Below are 21,301 nucleotides of genomic sequence, written 5' to 3'. Positions count from 1 at the left end.
AACAAAAAGTGATTTATTATGTATAGCGATAAATTTCAAAACTATTTACAAACTCAATTAAATGATTTAGAAGAACAAGGATTGTTCAAAAAAGAACGAATCATTGCTTCTCCTCAAAGTGCAGAAATTACATTAGAAAATGGTCAAACATTGCTTAATTTTTGTGCCAACAACTATTTAGGATTATCTGATCATAAAGATGTTATTTCAGCTTCTCAAAAAATGTTAGATGACCGCGGATATGGAATGTCATCTGTTCGTTTTATTTGTGGAACACAAGATATTCACAAACAATTAGAAAAGAAAATTGCTGAATTCGTAGGAATGGAAGATACAATTCTTTATGCTGCTGCTTTTGATGCAAACGGAGGTGTTTTCGAACCTTTATTTACAGAAGAAGATGCTATTATTTCTGATGAATTAAACCATGCCTCTATTATTGACGGAGTTCGTTTATGTAAAGCAGCTCGTTACCGTTACAAAAACAATAATATGGCTGATTTAGAAGCACAATTAATAGCTGCTTCAGAAAAAAATCATCGCTTCAAAATCATTGTAACTGATGGAGTTTTCTCTATGGATGGTATAGTTGCAGACTTGAAAGGAGTTTGTGATTTAGCTGATAAATATGATGCTTTAGTTATGGTTGATGATTCTCACGCTACAGGTTTTATTGGAAAAACAGGACGTGGAACACACGAACATAATGATGTTATGGGACGTGTAGATATTATAACTTCTACTTTAGGAAAAGCTTTGGGTGGTGCAATGGGAGGATTTACTTCTGGTAAAAAAGAAGTCATCGAAATGTTGCGTCAAAAATCTCGTCCATATTTATTTTCTAACTCTTTAGCACCTGGAATTGTTGGTGCTGCTTTACAAGTTTTAGAAATGCTAGATAAAGACACTACTTTACGTGATAAAGTAATGTGGAACGCAGCATATTTCCGCAAAGAAATGGTTGCTGCTGGTTTTGATATTCCAGAAGGTGATGCTGCAATTGTTCCAGTTATGTTGTACGATGCAAAATTATCTCAAGTAATGGCAGATAAATTATTAGCAGAAGGTGTTTATGTCATCGGATTCTTCTTTCCAGTTGTTCCTCGCGATAAAGCTCGTATTCGTGTTCAGTTATCAGCTGCACATACAAAAGAACAATTAGATCATACAATTGCTGCTTTTATTAAAGTTGGTAAAGAATTAGGTGTGATTAAGTAATCATCTATTTTATTCAATATTATATTAGCGACTAAATTAGTCGCTTTTTTTATATATTTAACTTATGCTTTTCAAAAACAAAAAATATCAAATAACGACAAACCTTTCTGAACAAGAGGTTTTTAAAATACTGAATGATAATACAGAAGAAAAAAGAATTCGTTTTTCTAAAAGTAAATATGAATTTGAAGGAATAGTTTATAAAGATCATTTCAATTTGATGAAAACGATTAGCGGACGAAATAGTTTTAATCCTCAAATTATTGGTCATTTCAATACCAACGACAATAAAACCACTATTGTTTACAATTTAGAATTAAACTCTTTTGTTTCAATATTTTTCATTGTTTGGATAAGTACTGTGACTTTATTTTTTATAATCTCACTTTTTCAAATTATCACTAATGGAATTCATAATTTTTTACCTTTAATTTCTATTCCGATGTTATTTTTTGGATTCATATTATATTTTGTTGCTACAAAAATGTCTGAAGATAAAATCACTGAAACTTTTGAAAAATTATTTCAAGAAAAAGTTCATGAAGTAAAATAACAACGCCACATTTTGTCTTTCAAAAACCTTACTTTTACAACAATTCAACGTAAGAAAATTTTAAAATGGCTCAATTCATAGAAAATGTTGTAAAAGATTTATTGCATAATCAAACAAATTTTATAAATACGACTTTGGTCTTACCAGGAAAACGTCCAATGTTATTCTTTAAACAAGAATTTCAGCGTCAATCGCAAAATATTATTCTTCCTCAAATGAAAAGTATCGAAGAGTTGATGAGCGAACTCTCTGGTTTAGAAATTATTTCTGGAATTAACCTTTGGTTCAAAGCCTATCAAGCTTATAAGAAAATCGTTGATAAACCTGATTCTTTTGAAGATTTCATCAAATGGGGACCAACTGTTTTAAAAGATTTTGATGACATTGATGCTTCTTTACAACCTGCAAACAAGGTTTTGGATTATTTGGTTTCTGTTGAAAGAATTAATCAATGGGGAGATGGAAAAATTGAAATTGGTAAAAATGAAATCATTCAAAATCACTTGACTTTTTGGGGAATTGTTTCAAAATTATACTTTCAATTGCAACAAGATTTACTTGATTCGAAAGAAGGTTATGCTGGAATGGTTTTTAGAATTGCGAGCGAAAAAGTAAATGAAATCGTCGAAAACAGAACTTCTCATTATATTTTTGCTGGTTTTAATGCGTTGACAAAAGCTGAACAAGCACTAATTTTTAGATTAGAAAAAGAAAAATTAGCCACTTTATATTGGGATGCAGATAAATATTATTACGAAAATCCGAATCAAGAAGCTGGTTCTTTTCTTAGAAAATACAAAGAAAAAATTAAGCCGATTAATTGGGTAGTAGATGAATTTTCTAAACCCAAAAACTTACATACAATTGGTGTTGCAAAACAAGTTGGACAAGCAAAATATATTGCAGATTTAATCAGAAATCTCAACGAAGATGAAATAAAAAATACAGCTTTAATTTTAGCTGATGAATCTATTTTACCTGCAATTCTAAATTCTTTACCCGAAAACATTACACATCTAAACATTTCGATGGGAATTCCTTTGCGTTCTGTTCCATTGGCTCAATTTTTTAAATCAATTTTTGAGTTACAAATGAACCGCGAGAAATTAGGAAAAGGAACGATGTTTTATTTCAAAAACGTCTTACAAATTCTCGAAAATAAAACCTTATCACATTTTAGTTCTGAAGAAAGCCGCAAACTAATTGGTGAAATACGTTCTCAGAATCGAATTTTTAATTCAGAAAAATCAATTCAAAGTGCGTTAGAAGATTCTATTTTCAAAACTATTTTTCATATTCCATCAAGTATTACAGAATTTATTCATCATTTAAAAAATTGGACGGACGATTTATTACATCATTCATCTATGAATGATTTGTTGACGAAAGAATATTTGTTCTTTTTTAAGAAAGTTTTCAATCAATTGCATGAGAATTTACTTCAAGTAAACGACATCAAAGATTATAGAACACTATTTTTATTGTACAATAAAATCGTTTCTTCTGAATCTATTTCCTTTATCGGAGAGCCATTACAAGGTCTGCAATTAATGGGATTATTAGAAACGCGTTTACTGAATTTCGATAATATTATCATGACTTCTGTAAATGACGAAATTTTGCCATTAGGACGACAAAATAATACGTTTATTCCATATGATATTCGAAAACAAATGAAGTTGAATACGTTTACAGAAAATGACTCTATTTATGCCTATCACTTTTATCGTTTGATTCAACGTGCAAAAAATGCCTATTTTGTTTATGATACAGAAGCTGATGGAATGGGTTCTGGAGAAAAATCTCGCTTTTTAGCTCAAATAAAGTTTGAAAGTAATCATAATGTAAAAGAAACATTTGCTGCGCCAAGTTTTGTCACTAAACCTTTGAAAGAAATCATTGTTCCAAAAACAGACGAAACAATGAATAAACTTTGGGCTTGGGCTACAAAAGGAATTTCTCCTTCGTCACTTTCAACCTATTTACGTAATCCTTTGGATTTTTATGAGCAACGAGTTTTCAATGTAAAAGAAGTAGAAGAAGCCGAAGAAACTGTAAGTGCAAGAACTTTGGGAAACATTGTGCATGGCGCTTTAGAAGATTTGTACACGCCTTTTATTGGACATATTTTACATGAAAATGATTTCAAAAAAATAGAGAAAGAAAAGGATAAAGCTTTACAGGAACATTTTCAGAAAGAATATAAAGATGGACATTTGGATAAAGGTCCTAATTATTTGATTTATAAAATTGCGGAGCGAATTGTAGATGGTGTTTTATCAAAAGATGTAAAAACTGCCAAAGAAAATGAATTTGTTATTCGATCGTTAGAATCAAAACATGAAGTTGACTTTCCTTTAACTAATGGTAAAACTGTAAAATTAATTGGTGTTATCGACCGAATTGATTTGGTAAACAATCAATTGCGAATCATAGATTATAAAACAGGCTATGCAAAAGAGATCTCAGTTAAAACGGAAGAAATAGAATTGGTTTATCAAAAAGAAGACAAAGCGAAACAATTGCAATTAATCTTCTACGCGCATTTATTTTATGCGAACAAAGAAAATCTGAATAAAGAAATTGAATTATGCATTTATCCGATTAAATTCCCTAATAAAGAATTGATAAAATTATCTGTCGATAAGAATACCACCATCGATTATTCGATAGTCGAAAATTCTAAAGAACCAATGTCAGCACTAATTGAAGAAATTCTAAATCAAGAAATTCCGTTTAAACAACCAGAATAGTACTCAATACACCATAATAAAACCCTTTATAAATAGTACATATAAAGGGTTTTAAATTTAATTGGCGTATAAATTCATTTATATTCTTAATAATATATTAAAAAATAGTAGTTTTGGAAAAGTTTAAAATCGCATAATGAAAAACAATAAACTTTTTATAGCTATCATCATTGCCCTATTAATTGGTGTAGCTGTTGGTGGTTATGTACATTATAACACATCTCCAGAATTTATTAAAACATTCTCAACGAATATTAAATTACTTGGTACTATTTTCATTCGTCTTATACAAATGATTATCGCGCCATTAGTTTTCTCAACTTTAGTTGTAGGTATTGCTAAAATGGGTGATATGAAAATGGTTGGTCGTGTTGGAGGACGTGCAATGGGTTGGTTTATTACAGCATCTCTTACATCTTTGGTGATTGGTGCCATTGTTATTAATATCATGAAACCAGGAGAAGGAGTTAATATAGAAATGGATGCAAGTTCTGCTCAAGATTTATTGAAAGGTCAAGCCTCTCTTACGCTAGAACATTTCATTACACACATGATTCCTAAATCTGCTTTCGAAGCTTTTGCAACAAATGAAATATTACAAATCGTCGTTTTCTCTATTTTCTTTGGAGTAGCAATGGCTGCCTATGGTAAAGAAGGTGAAATGATCACAAAAGCATTAGATAAAATTTCGCATATCGTATTGATAATGGTTGGATACATTATGTGGACTGCACCATTAGGAGTTTTAGGAACTATTGCTGCTGCTATTGCAACATACGGATTCGGAATTTTTGCCTTATATGTAAAATACTTAATTGCCTTTGTAATAGGAATTTTACTTCTTTGGATAGTTTTAATAATTGTTGGATATTTTATCTTAGGAAAACGTGTTATTGATTTATTAAGACATATCAAAGCTCCTTTATTAATTGCTTTCTCTACAACTTCATCAGAAGCGGTATTTCCTAAATTAGTAGAAGAATTAGAGAAATTCGGAGCTCAAAAGAAAATTATATCATTCACCTTACCACTCGGTTATTCATTCAACTTAGACGGATCAATGATGTATATGACATTTGCATCACTTTTCATCGCACAAGTTTATGGTATTCATATGCCTATCGAGAAACAAGTTTTGATGTTATTAGTTTTAATGCTAACATCAAAAGGTGTTGCTGGTGTACCAAGAGCATCTTTAATTGTAGTTGTAGCAACTTGTTCTATGTTTGGTATTCCTCCAGAAGGAATTGCTTTAATTTTGCCTATTGATCACTTCTGTGATATGGCTCGTTCGATGACAAATGTTCTTGGAAATGCTTTATCTACGGTTGCTGTAGACAAGTGGGAAGGACATGTTGCAATTGAGCAAACATACACTCACGATGATGATCATCACAAAGCTTAAATAAATTGCTTTTCAAAATATAACAAGAAATGCGACCTTTATCGGGTCGCATTTCTTGTTATAATCTCATTCGTTAACCGATTACAATTCGTTATATTTCGGAAATTTAGGATGAACAATTCGTTTCCAATCTGGATGTTTCTTAATGTAAGCAAAAACATAAGGACAATAAGGAAATAACGAATTTTTATGCTCTTCCAAATAAACCAATGTTTTTTCAACTAAAGCAGCTGCTACACCTCTTCCTCCTAATTCTTCAGGAACTTCGGTATGAATCAATTTGATGATATCATCTTCTTGTTTATAATCTATAAAAGCGATGCATCCATCAACATTTAACTCAAAGCGAGAAGTTGATTCATTTTTTACAACCTGTAAAGGAATTAATTCTTCATTCATATTATTTCTTTTTTTATGACAATATCCGATAAAAATCTTTTTTCAGAATTGATGTACATCAAAAAAGCAACCAAAAATTTGATTGCTTTTCCATATATTTTATACTGATTTTAATTCTATTAAAGTAATTTCCGGCCAAACTCCTACTCTTCCAGGATAAAAATGATAACCAAAACCTCTGTTTACATTAATTATTTTACCTTCGAAATCATAAAAACCTGCCCATTGCGGGTAAATATATTGCGCTGGACTCCAACGTAAACCAATTTTCGGAACTTCAATTCCCAACTGCATTCCATGCGTATGTCCAGATAAAGTCAAATCAAAATGTTTGGGATGATTCTTCAATATTTCGTTCCAATGCGAAGGATCATGCGACATCACAATCTTAAAATCTTCTGCATTTACATAATTCGAAGCTGCATCAATATCACCTAATTTCTTGAATCGTGTTCCCCAATTCTGAACGCCAATCAACGCTATTTTTTCACCATTCTTTGTAAGAAATCGATTTTCATTCAATAATAATTTCATTCCAATTTTAGGAAAAATAGCTTTAATTTTCTCAAAATTATCTTGTTTTTCTTCTTCTGTTTTCCAATCCGAATATTCACCATAATCGTGATTTCCCAAGACTGCAAAATTACCATGTGGCGCTTGTTTTATTTTCGAAAAAACATCGTACCATTTATCCATTTCCCAATGAAAATTATTGACAATATCTCCTGTAAACAATAAAACATCAAATTCTTGTTGGTTGATTAAATCTACAGCATATTCTATCTTTTCTCGGTTGTCCAAACTTCCCGAATGTATATCTGTAATGTGTAAGATTTTGAAACCATCAAACGATTTTGGTAAACGTTCGTAAACCAACTTTTTCTTGATAACTTTAAAGTTATATTTTCCTAAAGTCATTCCATAAATCAAACTAAAAAAAGGAATAGAAGCTACTGTTAATCCAGATATCATCACAAATTTACGGCGAGAAGGTAAATATGAATCTTCTTTCGTTGGACGATTTGTTGCTCGATTAAATAACCAACCAAATCCTCTAAAAACATCTTGAATAAAGAAAAAAAGAAATAATATTATACGAGGAAATCCAAACAACATAAACAAACCTGTTGCCCACATTGTCATTTGTGTTTGACCTACATTTCGATCGAAAAAGATTAAATTATAACCAAAATTAGCTAAAACAAGCACCCATAAAAGTACATTTACGAAAAGAAAGTATTTGTTTTGAAAGAATTTTTTAAAATTAAAATACAGGTAAATTTCAAGAACGATTGAAATAATTATTAGCGTGATAACACTATTGATAAACATTATTTTGAATGATTTTAAACAAAAATAAAAAAAATCTTTACATAAATAACTTTTCATTAAACTCTTAACAGAACATTATAAAATTTATAGATGATGCCGCACAAAAATTTGCGTGATAAAAACGTAACTTTGTAACATATTTTTAAGCATAAATTATGGAAAATAGACTACCTGTAACGGTACTTTCTGGATTTCTTGGAAGCGGAAAAACGACACTTCTCAATCATATATTACACAACAAAAAAGGACTAAAAGTTGCTGTTATCGTAAACGATATGGGTGCAGTAAACATAGATGCTCAAATGGTATCTCGTGAAAATGATTTAATTCAAACTGATGAAAAATTGGTTGAATTGAGCAATGGTTGTGTATGTTGTGAATTGCGCGAAGACTTAATCGTTGAAATCGAAAAGTTAGCAAAATCTTGTAAATATGATTATTTGGTGATTGAAAGTTCTGGTATTTCTGATCCTGGACCGATTGCACAATCGTTAGATTTTGTATCGCCTGATGGAACTATAGATTTACCAAAAGTTGCTCGTTTAGATACATTGGTAACAGTAGTTGATGCTTACAATTTCTTCAAAAATTTAGGTACAGATGAAGATGTTTTTGATCGAGGTTTTACAGAAAATAGAGAAGATAATCGTCCTATTGTGAATCTGTTGATCGATCAAATTGAATTTTCGAATGTGATTATTCTAAATAAAATGGATTTGGTTGACGAAGAAACATTGTTGAATATTGAAACGTTTGTAACGAAATTAAATCCAACAGCTAAACTAATTCCTGCAAGTTTTTCTCATGTTGAATTGACAGAAATTTTGAATACGAATCTATTTGATTTCGAGAAGATTCAAGATATGGATGCTTGGGTAAAATTATTGGAAGAGCAAGAAAAAGAAGAACATCACGATCATCATCATGATCACGAATGTGGAGCGCATTGTACACATGAACACCACGATCATTTAGAAGAAAAATATGGAATGACTTCTTTTGTTTATCGTCAGAAAATACCTTTTCACGCAGAACGTTTTTTAACGTATTTGAATGATAATTTCCCTGCAAGCGTTTACCGTTCGAAAGGTTTATTTTGGTTAGCTAATCGTCCTGATGAAGCAATTTTCTTAAGTCAAGCTGGTGGAAGTATCCGAATTGATCCTGCGGGAGCTTGGTGGTGCTCGATGCCATATGACGAAAGAATTCAGTTTGCAGCGTATCAATTTAATCAAAAAACGATTGACGCCAAATGGTCGAAAGAATGGGGTGATCGTATGATTGAACTTGTTTTTATTGGTCAAGGTGTAGATAAAGAAAAAATTACACAAGAATTGAATAATTGTTTGCTAAATGAGCAAGAAATTGCCGAATGGCAAGCGAAACATAATTAAAATTAAAAAACCACTTCAAATCGAAGTGGTTTTTTGGTTTATATTTTTTGTTTTTGATTGAACGAATAAATCAAGTAAAATAAAAATGGTAGAATAAATATCGAACCAAGTAACAATGCCCAAGCTAACATACTTATCGTACTCAAAGCGCCATAATCTTTCAATAAAGATAATGTTGAACCATCTTTGAATAACACTAAATTTGGAAAGTGAGAATAAGATGCTGCAAATAAAATCATCATGACAATAATACCTGCATATACTTTTAGTAACGAATCTTTTGCTCGATTTAAAGCTATTAGCAATAATACAATAGAAATTGAAGCAATTATAACTGCTATATATCCATAAATTTCTGATGTTATCCAACTAAACAATGGAATGTTTTTCCAAACTGAAACAGCAAAAACCAACGCACCTGCTACAAAAATCAACGCAGTATATATTTTCGCACGCTTTCTTAAAATCATTTTATCCTCATCACTCTTTACAGTTTGAATAGAATAAACCGATGCTAAGAAAGCGCAAATTACAACTGTGAAAATTCCGACCGAAAAATTAAACCAAGTCAACCATGAAAAAACATAAGCTTCTTGAAACGATAGCGCATTATCATCAATACTTCCCGAAACGATAGATCCTGCTATTATTCCCAAAAACAATGGTGTTACAACACTAGAATAAGTAAAAATCACATCATACAAATTGTGCCATTTATCGTTAATTGCATCATAATTCCTAAATGTAAACGATGTTCCTCTCGCAATAATTCCAAGCAACATAATCACCAACGGAATGTGCAAATAATTGGATACATCTGCATAAACCTTAGGAAAACCGACAAACAAAATCACAATGGCAATGATTAACCACATATGATTCGCTTCCCAAATAGGACCAATCGAATTGTACATAATTTTCTGTGTACGTTTTTTATAACTCTTTTCAGAAAATAATTCGACAATTCCAGCACCAAAATCTGCTCCTCCTAAAATTAGGTACAAACAGATTGCAACCCACAAAAATGCTATTACTACGTAAATCATATTTAATGTTTTTCTGGTTTATAATTTGGATCTTCTGGATCATAAAGTTTGGCAACCATTTGTATTTGACGATTCATTAAGAAAACCAAAATAATAGACAACGTAATAAATACAAATGTAAAAATGTAAAACGAATATTGAATTCCTGGCATTGGCGTAATAGAATCTACAGTGCGCATAATTCCGTAAATAATCCAAGGTTGACGACCAACCTCTGTTACCGTCCAACCTGCTTCCAAAGCTATATATCCAAATGGAGTTGAAATCATAAATAATTTATAAAACCATCGTTTGGTTTGCCAATCTTTCTTTATAAAATGAGCAATCAAATAGATAATCGCGATTCCCATCATCAGCATTCCGAATGTTATCATAATCTGAAATGCATAATGTACAACTGCAACAGGAGGCCACTCATCTTTCGGAAATTCTTCTAACCCTTTAACAGGTGTTTTAAAATCTGAATGAACCAAGAAACTCAATACACCCGGAACTTTAATCGCGTATTTTATTTCTTCTTTCGATTCATCCACTATTCCACCTAAAACAAATGCAGCACTTTCTTCTGTTTTGAAATGTGCTTCCATTGCAGCTAATTTTATTGGTTGACGCTCAGCTACATCTTTTGCAGAAATATCTCCACTCAATGGTGCTAACAACGCTGCAGAAATAGCCAACACAGAACTAATTTTGAATGCTTCTCGATGAAAATTCACATTCTTACCTTTTAAAATAAGATAAGCATGTAAACCCGCAACCGCAAATCCAGTGGCACAAAAAGCAGCAATCGTCATGTGTAAAGCTTGAGAAAACCACGCATCGTTGAACATTGCTTTTACAGGATCAATATTAAGATATTCGCCATTTACAAAATCAAAACCAGAAGGGGAATTCATCCAAGCATTAGCAGCTACAACTAAAATTCCCGAAGCTAAACCACTTACTCCAACGATTACACCACAAATCCAATGAAACCATTTATTGAATTTATCCCATCCATACAAAAAGAAACCCAACGCAATCGCTTCAATAAAAAAAGCTGTTCCTTCTAACGAAAATGGCATTCCAAAAATTGGTCCAGCGTGTTCCATAAATTTAGGAAACAATAATCCTAACTCAAACGAAAGCATTGTTCCTGAAACTGCTCCAGTCGCGAACAAAATTGCAACTCCTTTGCTCCATGCTTTTGTTAATCCTTTATAAATTTCTTTTTTAGTTCTGAGGTATTTGTAGTGAGCAATTGCCATCATAAAAGGCATCACCATTCCTACACACGAAAAAACAATGTGAAAGGCTAATGACATTGCCATTTGACTTCTGGCAGCAATAAAATCGTCCATAAGTTGTTGTTTTTAATTTCTTTGTTGGTTAAAGTTACTAAATAAAAAGAGGCAACTCATGTTTGAATTGCCTCTTTTTTATATGATTTTAATTAGATGTTAATTTCTTCTTTGTTAGAACTTAGCTAAAAAAATAACCTCATTTATTTGAAAAACTTTATCACTATTAAAATCTTTTATTTTATTACCATCTACCATAATTCTCTTTGTTCCAGATGTGGTCGAAAATATAATTTGAAAATCTTCTATAAAATTTTTAGAATCTATTTCTTTTGATTTATTTAATGTAACTAAAAGTAATTCTATTTCATTATCATTCAATTGTTTTATCTCTGCAAATTTTCCTTTAGAATTTTTATCTACTCTCTCTAAAACAACTTCTTTAATATCATTTATTTCAGATGGATAATTTATGTTATCATTATTTGAACATGAAATTAAAAAAAGAAATAAAAGAATTATTTTAAAATTCATCTTAAAAAATCTATTTAGATGTAGCAGGAACTAACCATTTAAATTGTGGTCCAACTTCTGGAATTACAATTCGTTGAGAAATTCGATCCATTCTATCTGGGAATTTCATAATGTAATCTCTTGCTTTTTCTGCCTCAGCATTCAATCCAGATATTTTATCCAATTGCCAAGCTTCGATTAATTTTCGCATAATATCGATGTAATCAAAGGCTGTATACACACCAATACGCTGTGCAGCGTCAGAGAAAGAATCAAACAAAGTTCCTCTTTCTTCTCCAGAAGCTCTTAAAAAGTGAGCTGGCATTACAATCTTAAGTTTGAACATATGTTGAACAGCTAACATCATTTCAGAAGGATCAGCTTCGAAAATACGACGAACAAATTCTGTGTAAGCTAAATGGTGACGCATTTCATCTCCTGCAATAATTTTACACATACGCGATAATTTTTTTGCACCATATTTTTTTGCAATTGCCGAAACATTGTTATGCGAAACATATGTTGCTAATTCTTGAAAACTCGTGTACACAAAGTTTTTATACGGATCGTGTGCCGTTCCAATATCAAATCCATCGTTAATTAAATGTTGAGTTGTAATCTCAACTTCTTTCATATTAATTCGTCCAGATAAGTATAGAAATTTATTCAACACATCTCCATGACGATTTTCTTCTCCTGTCCAATGGCGAATCCATTTAGCCCATCCATTTTCTAAGTAATTTCCTTCTTCATCTACAACTCCATCCATCTGCATTAACCAAGATTCATATGTTGGTAAAGCTTCTTCAGTAATTGTATCTCCAATCAGCGTAATCCAGAAATCATCTGGTAAGTCTTTTGATAACTCTTGCAATTCTTTGATTTCATCAAAAAAAGAGTCAGATTGCGAATTCGGTAAAAAATCAGTTGGTTGCCAAATTTTATCGGCTGGAACTAAGAATTTATCCATATAAGCATCAATATCTTTCTCAAGAAATTGCATTACTTCCAGGCGAACATTTTTTATTGACATATAATTATTTTATGCGGTTATACTACTTTTTACAGTTTTTTCGGTAAGTTCAAATAGTTCATCAAATTTGTACTCACTCACTTTTAAGGGTTGATGATATTGTATCGTTACTTTCGCACCTAAATACATCGGAAATTTCCCCCATTTTTCAATTTCCCACGTATTATTAAGCGTAACAGGAACAATATAGGCGTCTTTAGCATATTTTGTCAAAACTTTCAAACCATTTTCTTTAAAAGCTTTCGGAATTCCATTTTTGCTTCTTGTACCTTCAGGGAAAATAATCGCCGAATAATTATTTTTCTGAATGTATTGCGCTAATTTTTTTATTTCTTCTATGGCTTGTTTACCATTTTTACGGTCTATTAATGCAGAACCACCATGTGTTAAATTGTACGATACACTCGGAATTCCTTTTCCTAATTCTATCTTCGAAATAAATTTTGGATGATAATCAGCCAAATCATACTCTAAAGGAGAAATATCATACATACTTTGGTGATTACTCACAAAAATTAATGGTACATTTTTTATTAAGTTTTCATGCCCTTTATACGTGTAAGTTGTTCCTAAAAACTTTGTCCACAAAACCAAAAGACCATTCATTATTTTTACACTTTTATGATGAGCAGAATAACCTCCTAAATTATAACATAACCATTGCACAACATGCATTACCAACAACGTTAATCCATAAAAAATGTAAAAAATTATAGATAACGGAAAACTAAAAATTTTCTTCAACATTAGAAATTTAGACAAATTTAATAAAAAATTATGCTAAGCATAATAAATTTTAATTGTGATTTATTTTATTAGATTCAAAGTTAACTTTTCTTGATGAGCTTCATCATAAAAAGTGATTTGATTTGATGATTTTACTTTAAAATATGCTGTTTTTTGCAAATTTTGAATCAAATTTTGAGGAATTTCGCAATCAGAACTCACTTGTTTTAAATGATTAAAAATAAGAGCTTGATTAATTTTTGTATAATCTGCTGTAATTATTCCACAAGCAGTTTTAAGGACCATTTTTTTCGTTGCATCTTCAAAAATAATATACTCACTTCCATCATTAACAATCCATTTTCCAGATAAATCGTTAATTTCTGCTGTAACAACTTTCGGTTCAGAAACTATTTTGGTCGGTAAACAACTTGAAAGTCCTATAAAAAAGAACAATATTAGTACTCGTATTGTATTTTTCACGTGGTTTTATTTGTAACGAAGGTAGAAATATTTTATTATTTTAGATAGATTAAATCTATTTAAATGAAACAAGCCACCTGTGTATTTTGCAAAATCATTAATAAAGAAATTGCTTCAGATACAATTTATGAAGATGATGAATTTATTGCAATTTTAGACATAGATCCTATTAATAAAGGTCATTTACTAATTATTCCAAAAGAGCATATATTTGATTTAGACGAGTTAAATGAGAAACAACTTTCTCATTTAATGAACATTACGAAATCATTATTAATAAGACTAAAAAAAGAGTATCCAATAGATGGGTATTCCATTATGCAAAATGGCGGATATTTTAATGATATTGGACATTTTCATTTACATCTTTTTCCAAGATATATAAATGACGGATTCAGTTGGAAATATGAGAACTAAAAATTTAGACTTATTTTTGAAAAATATTAAAAACTATGGCAAACACAAAGAAAGGAGAAGTTTTTACGGATCAGAATAACATTAAAAAAGTAAAAATAGAGCGTAAACCAAGTTTTCCTAAAATTTATATTTTAACAGATGATTGTCAATTTATAGAAGAAGGTTTATATGATTTAGATTTTTTTGAAACGCCGAGTGTTACAGATTTCAAATCTGAATTGAATCCATCTATTCCTGCAATTAATTTTAAACAATTGAGTGAAAAAGGGAAAAATTATTTCAACTAATAAAGGTTATTAATCTGACAGCAAATTATACAAAAGGGCTTGATTTTATTTGTGAGGCCTTATTTATTTTATGATATTTGTGTTATGGATGGCAAAACAAGAGCAAATATAAAACCAGGTATGCTGGTTAATATTGTATTGAAAAAGGATCAACGAACTGGTGAATTGACAGAGGGTATTGTAAAAGACTTATTAACTTCGGCCCCTTATCATCATCGCGGTATAAAAGTTCGTTTAATGGATGGACAGATTGGACGTGTGCAGGAAATTATTGAAGACGATTTTTAGTACGCATCAAACTATAAATTAAAAGCTCTTATCAGTATTGATAAGAGCTTTTTTATATTTTTTACCTTTAGTTTTTCAGCTTTACTATTTTTGCTTCTAATTCAACTTTTGGGTGATCTTGACAAGAGTTTGGCAAATTAATTCCCATAATTTTTAAATTATACCTTCACAAAATATTTCGAATAGAATTCTGAAAGAATTTTAATTTATATCAGTATATATTTTAGTCCTTATCTAAGTTTACTTCTTTTAAGGGAATTAGTTTTGTTTTGTACTTTATCTTATGGTATAAATAGAACGACAAGAAAAATGGAATTCCCATATACGTAATCGCCACTCCTTTCCAATCAAATACACCTTTGAATATAAGCTCTGAGTCTTGTCCTATAATAACCAAGATACAAAGCACTAATGCAAATAAAGGTCCGAAAGGAAACCATTTCGCTTTGTATACTAAATCGTTTACGTTTTTTCCTTGTGCAGTATACGCTCTTCTAAAACGGTAGTGACTAATTGCAATACCCAACCACGCAATAAAACCAGTTAATCCAGATGCTGCCAAAATAAGGTTTACTGCATTTTCGTGTGTATTTTGTACGAAAAATAAAAGTAGTGTTACGCCAGCTGTAACTAATAAAGCTAATATAGGTACACCTTGTTTGTTTACACGTCCTAACTTCTTGTTAGCTAATCCATCTTTACCCATGGCATACAACATACGTGTAGAAGCATATAAACCTGAGTTACCTGCTGATAAAATTGAAGTAAGAATTACAGCATTCATCAAAGCAGCTGCAAACGCCCAATGTGCTCTTTCGAATACTAATGTAAACGGAGATTTAGCAACTTCTGTAATGTCTGCACCTAATAACTGCGGACTTGTATAAGGGATGATTAATCCAATAATAAATATTGCTAATACGTAGAAGATTACAATACGCCAAAATACTTGTTTAATGGCTTTTGGAATGTTCTTTTCTGGATCTTCTGATTCTCCTGCTGTAATACCAATTAACTCAGTTCCTTGAAAGGAGAAACCAGCAATTAAGAATACGCCTAAAACTGAAAGTAATTTACCATCAAAACTTGTCCCCAATATTGGAGCATCTCCAATAGTAAAATTCTTAAATCCAATATATTCTCCTCCCATTATTCCAAAAATGGTTAGCAACCCTACTATGATAAAAATGATTACAGTCACTACTTTTATAAAAGAAAACCAATATTCTGATTCGCCATAGGCTTTTACAGACAAGGTATTTAGCAAGAATATAATGGCAAAAAAGATTATACTCCAACCCCAAGCGGGTAGAAACTGCATAGGTTCCCAATATGATATGACTAAGGCTGCAATAGATATATCTACAGCCACTGTAATAACCCAATTAAACCAATAGTTCCAGCCCAAAGCAAAACCAAAAGATGGATCTACAAATCGAGCAGCATATGTACTGAATGAACCCGAAACAGGTAAATAAGTAGCCATTTCACCTAAAGAAGTCATTAGAAAGTAAACCATGATACCAATTGCACCATAAGCTAATAGAGCACCTCCAGGTCCGGCTTGTTGTATAGCTTCTCCACTCGCCATAAACAATCCTGTTCCGATACAACCACCAATAGCAATCATGGAAAGGTGTCGGGCTTTTAATCCTCTTTTTATTTTAGACTCTTGAATGTTATCACTCATTTTTTAATATTTAATTCATTTTTTATTAGTAATTCGAGTTTTTATACCCTTTTCCCGACTACTAATATTGATTTTAAGTGGTGCAAAGTTATTCGTTTTTTTGCAGTTTTTCTGCCTTATAAGTCTTACCAATTTGGATTGAATATAGTTGTAATTCAGCAAATAATCAAAATTTCAGAACTATATTTAGATGAATAGATTTGTCAAGAATATAATTCATAAATTGATTTTTACACAAGAATATAATTCGAATAAGAAAATTGTATTTGCTATGAATAGAAATTGGTAAGATTATTCAAAAGATGGCTATATTTTAGAACATTGAGAAAAAAACAATGATAGAATTGGTCTTCCAAGATTTGCATAAAAATTGATGAATGTAGACCTTAATCGTATAAAATATGATATTCATACTCCCTATTGTGCATTTTTGAATTAAAATTCGTCAGTTCGAGTGATTTTAGAAAAACAATTTTTAATATTCCAAATTAAGCAGTACCGTCATTTAATAAAAGTAAAAAAATCAATGTATAAACAAAAAACCCACACTTCTATAAGTATGGGTTTTTATTAGATTGTGATCCAGTCAGGATTCGAACCTGAGACCTACTGCTTAGAAGGCAGTTGCTCTATCCAGCTGAGCTACTGGACCAATCCAAAATTTTATTACTAAAATTCGTCGGGGTGGCAGGATTCGAACCTGCGACCTCCTGCTCCCAAAGCAGGCGCGATGACCGGGCTACGCTACACCCCGAATGGTGTTTTTCTTTCGCTTTAAAAAAGCGGAGAGACAGGGACTCGAACCCTGGCATCGGTTTCCCGATGACAGATTAGCAATCTGCTCCATTACCGCTCTGGCACCTCTCCTACTCTTATAAATAAGACTACATTAGTCTCATAAAGCGGTTGCAAATATAACCTGACTTTTATTGCAAAACAAGTCTTTTTTGAAAAAATATTAAAATATTTGGCTTAATTTTGGCTACTTAAAAGACTATTTAGAACTAAAAGAATGAATGTTAAAGGATTAGTATTTTCGGCTATTTCATGTTTTTTTATTTTGGCTAGTTGTGCAACTAAAACAGTTCCACCAAAAACGATTACAAAAGTAATTCGTGATACAGTCATCATCAATTCAAAAACAGATCAACCGGAAATGACTCGAGCAGCAAAGCTTGACAAGTACAAAGTAACAACTGATTATTATCCATCTATTTCGCAAGACGAACGTGTACGATTTTTAGTGTTGCATTACACAGCTATCAATACAGAGTTATCGTTAAAAGTATTAACTCAAAAAGATGTAAGTGCACATTATTTGGTTAATGATTATGATGATAAGACGATTAATCTTTTGGTTGACGAAACAAAACGTGCTTGGCACGCTGGAGTAAGTAACTGGAAAGGTTTAGACAATTTAAACTTCTCTTCTATCGGAATAGAAATTGTTAATCTTGGAAATAAAGGCACAGATGCATCTCCAAATTTTACACCTTATCCAGATTATCAAATCAAAAAAGTAGGTGAATTAGCACAAGATATTATAAAACGTTACAATATTTCTCCTTTTAATGTTGTGGGGCATGCTGATATTGCGCCTGGTAGAAAACCAGATCCAGGTCCACTTTTCCCATGGAAAAAATTGTACACAGATTATGGTGTTGGTGCTTGGTACGATGATACTGACAAATATTTATTTATGCCTCAATATCCTTGGGATACAACAAGCTCGGTTTTTATTACGCAGGTACAAACTGATCTTAAAAAATATGGTTACAATGTTCCTACAAATGGAATAATTGATACACAAACGAAAAATGCTATTGTTGCATTTCAAATGCATTTCCGTCCAGAAAAATATGATGGTGTTGTAGATGCTGAGACTTGGGCAATTTTGAAAGCCTTAAACAAAAAATATAATCCATAATCAATTACGAATTGGTCATAAAACTCCTACTTGTTAGGAGTTTTTTTATGGAAATAGTTTTGTAATTCCTTATAAAACATCAACTCAGTCATATATATCATCTAAAAGCTAATTGAGAATTAAGAAAAATTAAAGTAATTTTAACCAAAATAATAAAACATGGCTTTTAAAAGTTTGCGCCCAATAATTTGGACGAAAGATTTACAGAAAACAACAAAATTTTATAAAAAATTAGGTTTTAAAATTGTGGAACAAAATGATGATTGGATATGGGCATGCTTGCAAAAAGATGATGTAGAAATTATGTTAGCTTATCCAAATGAAGGTGCAGATTTTAAACAAGCAACTTTTACAGGTTCTTTTTATTTTGTAGTGGATAATGTAGATGAATTGTGGAACCAAGTAAAAAATGATTGCGAGATTGTGTACGAAATTGAAACATTTGAATGGGATATGCGCGAGTTTGCGATATATGACAATAATGGTTATATTCTACAATTTGGTCAAGAAATAGAAATTACATTCGAAGATTAATATGCTACCAAAACGATATTACAACATTATTTTAATTCTACTTATTCTTATTATTCCTTTTGTTTTTTATTTAATTATCAATACAATGGTAAGTATTAAATACGAAACAAACGGAGTAGAAACGTGTATTTCTTCTGTTACTGGCAAAAATTTATGTTCACTTATTGATCAACAAAAAGTGGCTATATATATTGATCTGATCATTATAATTATTTGGGTAGCACTAAAAAATTTAATTGTAAAAAAATAAACGATGGAAATCAATTACCATTACGAAGAAGAATTTTTTCAACAAAATTTTACTGAAATTCAAGATATAATTGGAGATTATGAAAGTTGTAAATTTATAAACTGCGATTTCAATAATTTAGATTTGAGCGATGCAAAATTTATCAATTGCGAATTTATAGAGTGTAATTTGAGCAACACAAAACTTATCAATACAAGTTTTCAGCAAGTTGATTTTAAAAACTGTAAAATGATTGGTTTTAATTTAGAAGAATGCAATCAATTTGGGTTAAATGTTAGTTTTAATCAATGCATTTTAAACGATTCTTCGTTCTATCAATTACCACTTAAAAAGTCGAAATTTATAGATTGTTCTTTACAAAATGTTGACTTTTCTTATTCCGATTTAAGTAATTCTTACTTTAATAATTGTAATTTTTCGAACGCAATATTTGATCAAACAAATTTAAAACAAGCAAATCTAAAAACATCTTATAATTTTAGGATTAATCCTAATGAAAATCAATTGAAAGGAGCCATTTTTTCAAAAGAGAATTTGATTGGATTAGTACAACATTTAGGTTTGAAAATAGAATAAATAAAAAACCATTTTCATATAAAGAAAATGGTTTTTTATACTGTAATATTTCTCTTAAAAATTATAAGCATATCCTAAGTTAATAGAACCTATTCCTGTCCCATCTTTAGCCATTCCTTTATATGAAAGATAAACTTCTGATTGCTTAATATCCAAGCCTACTTTAGGCTGATAATATATTGCTCCAGTATTGGAATCATCATTCAATAAAAAAGCATATCCAAGATCTGCTCCTAAAAAGAATTTAGGCGTTAAATTGAATTTAGCTGTTGCAGCGACTGGAATAATTTGAACATCATCAAATTCAATAGTATATGAACTTCCCATAAAACTAAGCGTTTCATCTTTTCCAAAATAATTAGAAAAACCTGTTGTAACACCTAATTCTACAGTTTTATTCAATCTCCAAACATAAGCTACATCAACTCCTAAATTAACAGAATAACCAAAGTCTATGTTAACAATAGGAATACCTACATGTGCTCCTGCTTTAAAATGTCCTTTTTCTTGTGCATTAACACTCATTAATCCTAAAATAATTAATGATAGAGATAATATTTTCTTTTTCATATTATTGTATTTATATATTGCAAACATAAAAAAATAATTTATTTTTTAAAAAAACAAGAAAATTCTCAAGCTTTACTTTCTAATAGTATTTACCCCACCCAAGAATATACTACTGATTTAAAATTCCATTCTCCATTAATTAACTCCATCAAAATTAAATTTCCTCCTCCACACAAACCTTTACATTTCTCATCTTCATAAAATATAGCGTAATTTCCATTTTTAGAGAAGATCACATTTGAAAACTCTCTTTTAGTGTTTTTATTATTTATATGATCTAATAAAAATTTATGCTTTTTTGAATTTAATAAATGAATATTATTTAAATCAAATTCATTTTTTACAATTAGAAAACTTTCTAATTCTTCATCATAAATATCCTCTTCAACAATTAATTTAAAATATTAATTAAAATATGTTTAAATCGTTCATTTTTAATCACATTTTCAGATATTTTATTTTCTATGTTTTGATCTATAATATAAGATTCTATCACTTCTACTTGTCTTTGACCAAAAACTTGCACATTTAACATGATAAACAATAAAGCGAATATTTTATTCATACAATAAATGTAAACAAAAAAAGTCCGAGAAAATCCCGGACTTTATAAATTATTATAAAAAC

General features: G+C 30.6%; 22 protein-coding genes and 3 tRNA genes. 11 read left to right on the top strand and 14 right to left on the bottom strand.

The window, feature by feature from the left end:
- Window positions 1–18 precede the first annotated feature (18 nt).
- The 4 genes from kbl (at window position 19) to AC2I98_RS00305 (ending at window position 5,929) form a co-directional block, all read left to right on the top strand.
- Complete coding sequence (gene kbl, locus AC2I98_RS00320) at window positions 19–1,218, top strand: glycine C-acetyltransferase (RefSeq protein WP_486412668.1); 1,200 nt, start codon at window positions 19–21, stop codon at window positions 1,216–1,218.
- Window positions 1,219–1,282: 64 nt separating this feature from the next.
- The gene (locus AC2I98_RS00315) at window positions 1,283–1,771 is read left to right on the top strand and encodes a hypothetical protein (protein WP_486412667.1); all 489 of its coding nucleotides are present in this window, start codon (window positions 1,283–1,285) and stop codon (window positions 1,769–1,771) included.
- 65 nt (window positions 1,772–1,836) lie between these two features.
- Window positions 1,837–4,524 (top strand): PD-(D/E)XK nuclease family protein, encoded by a 2,688-nt coding sequence (locus AC2I98_RS00310; protein ID WP_486412666.1) that lies wholly within the window; start codon window positions 1,837–1,839, stop codon window positions 4,522–4,524.
- A 136-nt stretch (window positions 4,525–4,660) separates the two neighbouring features.
- Window positions 4,661–5,929 carry a dicarboxylate/amino acid:cation symporter gene (locus tag AC2I98_RS00305; RefSeq protein ID WP_486412665.1) on the top strand — a complete coding sequence of 423 codons (1,269 nt, stop codon included), beginning with the start codon at window positions 4,661–4,663 and terminating at the stop codon, window positions 5,927–5,929.
- Window positions 5,930–6,010: 81 nt separating this feature from the next.
- Here the strand turns inward: AC2I98_RS00305 and AC2I98_RS00300 are convergent, their stop codons facing one another.
- Window positions 6,011–6,328 carry a GNAT family N-acetyltransferase gene (locus AC2I98_RS00300; protein ID WP_486412664.1) on the bottom strand — a complete coding sequence of 106 codons (318 nt, stop codon included), beginning with the start codon at window positions 6,326–6,328 and terminating at the stop codon, window positions 6,011–6,013.
- 99 nt (window positions 6,329–6,427) lie between these two features.
- Entirely contained in the window at window positions 6,428–7,471 is a 1,044-nt protein-coding gene (locus AC2I98_RS00295) for a metallophosphoesterase (RefSeq protein WP_486412663.1), read from the bottom strand.
- A gap of 344 nt (window positions 7,472–7,815) precedes the next feature.
- Here AC2I98_RS00295 and AC2I98_RS00290 point away from each other — a divergent pair, with 344 nt between their 5' ends.
- The gene (locus AC2I98_RS00290; protein WP_486412662.1) at window positions 7,816–9,054 is read left to right on the top strand and encodes a GTP-binding protein; all 1,239 of its coding nucleotides are present in this window, start codon (window positions 7,816–7,818) and stop codon (window positions 9,052–9,054) included.
- A gap of 38 nt (window positions 9,055–9,092) precedes the next feature.
- On the opposite strand, the gene AC2I98_RS00285 is transcribed toward AC2I98_RS00290, so the two are convergent.
- The 6 genes from AC2I98_RS00285 to AC2I98_RS00260 all read right to left on the bottom strand — a co-directional run bounded on the left by AC2I98_RS00285 (window position 9,093) and on the right by AC2I98_RS00260 (window position 14,135).
- Window positions 9,093–10,100 (bottom strand): cytochrome d ubiquinol oxidase subunit II, encoded by a 1,008-nt coding sequence (locus AC2I98_RS00285; RefSeq protein WP_486412661.1) that lies wholly within the window; start codon window positions 10,098–10,100, stop codon window positions 9,093–9,095.
- Window positions 10,101–10,102: 2 nt separating this feature from the next.
- Window positions 10,103–11,440 carry a cytochrome ubiquinol oxidase subunit I gene (locus AC2I98_RS00280; protein WP_486412660.1) on the bottom strand — a complete coding sequence of 446 codons (1,338 nt, stop codon included), beginning with the start codon at window positions 11,438–11,440 and terminating at the stop codon, window positions 10,103–10,105.
- 114 nt (window positions 11,441–11,554) lie between these two features.
- A complete protein-coding gene (locus AC2I98_RS00275) occupies window positions 11,555–11,914 on the bottom strand; it encodes a hypothetical protein (RefSeq protein WP_486412659.1) in 360 nt (119 codons plus the stop codon).
- A gap of 10 nt (window positions 11,915–11,924) precedes the next feature.
- Window positions 11,925–12,926, bottom strand: coding sequence for an acyl-ACP desaturase (locus tag AC2I98_RS00270; protein ID WP_486412658.1), 1,002 nt, complete (start codon window positions 12,924–12,926; stop codon window positions 11,925–11,927).
- A 9-nt stretch (window positions 12,927–12,935) separates the two neighbouring features.
- Window positions 12,936–13,670: a lysophospholipid acyltransferase family protein gene (locus AC2I98_RS00265; RefSeq protein WP_486414088.1), complete on the bottom strand. Its 735-nt coding sequence runs from the start codon at window positions 13,668–13,670 to the stop codon at window positions 12,936–12,938.
- A 63-nt stretch (window positions 13,671–13,733) separates the two neighbouring features.
- Window positions 13,734–14,135, bottom strand: coding sequence for a hypothetical protein (locus tag AC2I98_RS00260; RefSeq protein ID WP_486412657.1), 402 nt, complete (start codon window positions 14,133–14,135; stop codon window positions 13,734–13,736).
- A gap of 63 nt (window positions 14,136–14,198) precedes the next feature.
- Between AC2I98_RS00260 and AC2I98_RS00255 the strand changes: the two genes are divergently transcribed.
- The 3 genes from AC2I98_RS00255 (at window position 14,199) to AC2I98_RS00245 (ending at window position 15,127) form a co-directional block, all read left to right on the top strand.
- Window positions 14,199–14,552 (top strand): HIT family protein, encoded by a 354-nt coding sequence (locus AC2I98_RS00255; RefSeq protein ID WP_486412656.1) that lies wholly within the window; start codon window positions 14,199–14,201, stop codon window positions 14,550–14,552.
- Window positions 14,553–14,587: 35 nt separating this feature from the next.
- A complete protein-coding gene (locus tag AC2I98_RS00250; RefSeq protein ID WP_486412655.1) occupies window positions 14,588–14,839 on the top strand; it encodes a hypothetical protein in 252 nt (83 codons plus the stop codon).
- Between the two features lie 120 nt (window positions 14,840–14,959).
- Window positions 14,960–15,127 carry a YwbE family protein gene (locus AC2I98_RS00245; RefSeq protein WP_486412654.1) on the top strand — a complete coding sequence of 56 codons (168 nt, stop codon included), beginning with the start codon at window positions 14,960–14,962 and terminating at the stop codon, window positions 15,125–15,127.
- Window positions 15,128–15,350: 223 nt separating this feature from the next.
- Here the strand turns inward: AC2I98_RS00245 and AC2I98_RS00240 are convergent, their stop codons facing one another.
- The 4 genes from AC2I98_RS00240 to AC2I98_RS00225 all read right to left on the bottom strand — a co-directional run bounded on the left by AC2I98_RS00240 (window position 15,351) and on the right by AC2I98_RS00225 (window position 17,684).
- Window positions 15,351–16,817 (bottom strand): amino acid permease, encoded by a 1,467-nt coding sequence (locus AC2I98_RS00240; RefSeq protein WP_486412653.1) that lies wholly within the window; start codon window positions 16,815–16,817, stop codon window positions 15,351–15,353.
- A gap of 578 nt (window positions 16,818–17,395) precedes the next feature.
- A tRNA-Arg gene (locus AC2I98_RS00235) sits at window positions 17,396–17,469 on the bottom strand.
- Between the two features lie 27 nt (window positions 17,470–17,496).
- Window positions 17,497–17,571 (bottom strand) — tRNA-Pro (locus AC2I98_RS00230).
- 29 nt (window positions 17,572–17,600) lie between these two features.
- A tRNA-Ser gene (locus AC2I98_RS00225) sits at window positions 17,601–17,684 on the bottom strand.
- Window positions 17,685–17,829: 145 nt separating this feature from the next.
- Here AC2I98_RS00225 and AC2I98_RS00220 point away from each other — a divergent pair.
- The 3 genes from AC2I98_RS00220 (at window position 17,830) to AC2I98_RS00210 (ending at window position 20,104) form a co-directional block, all read left to right on the top strand.
- Window positions 17,830–18,744 carry an N-acetylmuramoyl-L-alanine amidase gene (locus AC2I98_RS00220; protein ID WP_486412652.1) on the top strand — a complete coding sequence of 305 codons (915 nt, stop codon included), beginning with the start codon at window positions 17,830–17,832 and terminating at the stop codon, window positions 18,742–18,744.
- 159 nt (window positions 18,745–18,903) lie between these two features.
- A complete protein-coding gene (locus tag AC2I98_RS00215) occupies window positions 18,904–19,278 on the top strand; it encodes a VOC family protein (protein WP_486412651.1) in 375 nt (124 codons plus the stop codon).
- Between the two features lie 253 nt (window positions 19,279–19,531).
- Window positions 19,532–20,104 carry a pentapeptide repeat-containing protein gene (locus tag AC2I98_RS00210; protein WP_486412650.1) on the top strand — a complete coding sequence of 191 codons (573 nt, stop codon included), beginning with the start codon at window positions 19,532–19,534 and terminating at the stop codon, window positions 20,102–20,104.
- A 54-nt stretch (window positions 20,105–20,158) separates the two neighbouring features.
- Here AC2I98_RS00210 and AC2I98_RS00205 read toward each other — a convergent pair whose 3' ends face one another.
- Together AC2I98_RS00205 and AC2I98_RS00200 are read right to left on the bottom strand one after the other, a co-directional pair.
- A complete protein-coding gene (locus AC2I98_RS00205) occupies window positions 20,159–20,674 on the bottom strand; it encodes a hypothetical protein (protein ID WP_486412649.1) in 516 nt (171 codons plus the stop codon).
- 391 nt (window positions 20,675–21,065) lie between these two features.
- Window positions 21,066–21,239, bottom strand: a complete 174-nt coding sequence (locus tag AC2I98_RS00200) for a hypothetical protein (RefSeq protein ID WP_486412648.1) — start codon at window positions 21,237–21,239, stop codon at window positions 21,066–21,068.
- Window positions 21,240–21,301 lie beyond the last annotated feature (62 nt).

Source organism: Empedobacter sp. EJD.6dd (genome assembly GCF_057369435.1).
This window is presented reverse-complemented; position numbering and strand designations above follow the sequence as displayed.

Excerpts from the sequence above, each read along its gene's own strand:
- AC2I98_RS00310 (WP_486412666.1), top strand. The coding sequence starts at position 1,837 with ATGGCTCAATTCATAGAAAATGTTGTAAAAGATTTATTGCATAATCAA.
- AC2I98_RS00255 (WP_486412656.1), top strand. The coding sequence starts at position 14,199 with ATGAAACAAGCCACCTGTGTATTTTGCAAAATCATTAATAAAGAAATT.
- AC2I98_RS00200 (WP_486412648.1), bottom strand. The coding sequence starts at position 21,239 with ATGAATAAAATATTCGCTTTATTGTTTATCATGTTAAATGTGCAAGTT.
- AC2I98_RS00300 (WP_486412664.1), bottom strand. The coding sequence starts at position 6,328 with ATGAATGAAGAATTAATTCCTTTACAGGTTGTAAAAAATGAATCAACT.
- AC2I98_RS00285 (WP_486412661.1), bottom strand. The coding sequence starts at position 10,100 with ATGATTTACGTAGTAATAGCATTTTTGTGGGTTGCAATCTGTTTGTAC.
- AC2I98_RS00290 (WP_486412662.1), top strand. The coding sequence starts at position 7,816 with ATGGAAAATAGACTACCTGTAACGGTACTTTCTGGATTTCTTGGAAGC.
- AC2I98_RS00205 (WP_486412649.1), bottom strand. The coding sequence starts at position 20,674 with ATGAAAAAGAAAATATTATCTCTATCATTAATTATTTTAGGATTAATG.
- AC2I98_RS00270 (WP_486412658.1), bottom strand. The coding sequence starts at position 12,926 with ATGTCAATAAAAAATGTTCGCCTGGAAGTAATGCAATTTCTTGAGAAA.
- AC2I98_RS00275 (WP_486412659.1), bottom strand. The coding sequence starts at position 11,914 with ATGAATTTTAAAATAATTCTTTTATTTCTTTTTTTAATTTCATGTTCA.
- AC2I98_RS00305 (WP_486412665.1), top strand. The coding sequence starts at position 4,661 with ATGAAAAACAATAAACTTTTTATAGCTATCATCATTGCCCTATTAATT.
- AC2I98_RS00210 (WP_486412650.1), top strand. The coding sequence starts at position 19,532 with ATGGAAATCAATTACCATTACGAAGAAGAATTTTTTCAACAAAATTTT.
- AC2I98_RS00280 (WP_486412660.1), bottom strand. The coding sequence starts at position 11,440 with ATGGACGATTTTATTGCTGCCAGAAGTCAAATGGCAATGTCATTAGCC.
- AC2I98_RS00295 (WP_486412663.1), bottom strand. The coding sequence starts at position 7,471 with ATGACAATGTGGGCAACAGGTTTGTTTATGTTGTTTGGATTTCCTCGT.
- kbl (WP_486412668.1), top strand. The coding sequence starts at position 19 with ATGTATAGCGATAAATTTCAAAACTATTTACAAACTCAATTAAATGAT.
- AC2I98_RS00215 (WP_486412651.1), top strand. The coding sequence starts at position 18,904 with ATGGCTTTTAAAAGTTTGCGCCCAATAATTTGGACGAAAGATTTACAG.
- AC2I98_RS00245 (WP_486412654.1), top strand. The coding sequence starts at position 14,960 with ATGCTGGTTAATATTGTATTGAAAAAGGATCAACGAACTGGTGAATTG.
- AC2I98_RS00240 (WP_486412653.1), bottom strand. The coding sequence starts at position 16,817 with ATGAGTGATAACATTCAAGAGTCTAAAATAAAAAGAGGATTAAAAGCC.
- AC2I98_RS00250 (WP_486412655.1), top strand. The coding sequence starts at position 14,588 with ATGGCAAACACAAAGAAAGGAGAAGTTTTTACGGATCAGAATAACATT.
- AC2I98_RS00315 (WP_486412667.1), top strand. The coding sequence starts at position 1,283 with ATGCTTTTCAAAAACAAAAAATATCAAATAACGACAAACCTTTCTGAA.
- AC2I98_RS00220 (WP_486412652.1), top strand. The coding sequence starts at position 17,830 with ATGAATGTTAAAGGATTAGTATTTTCGGCTATTTCATGTTTTTTTATT.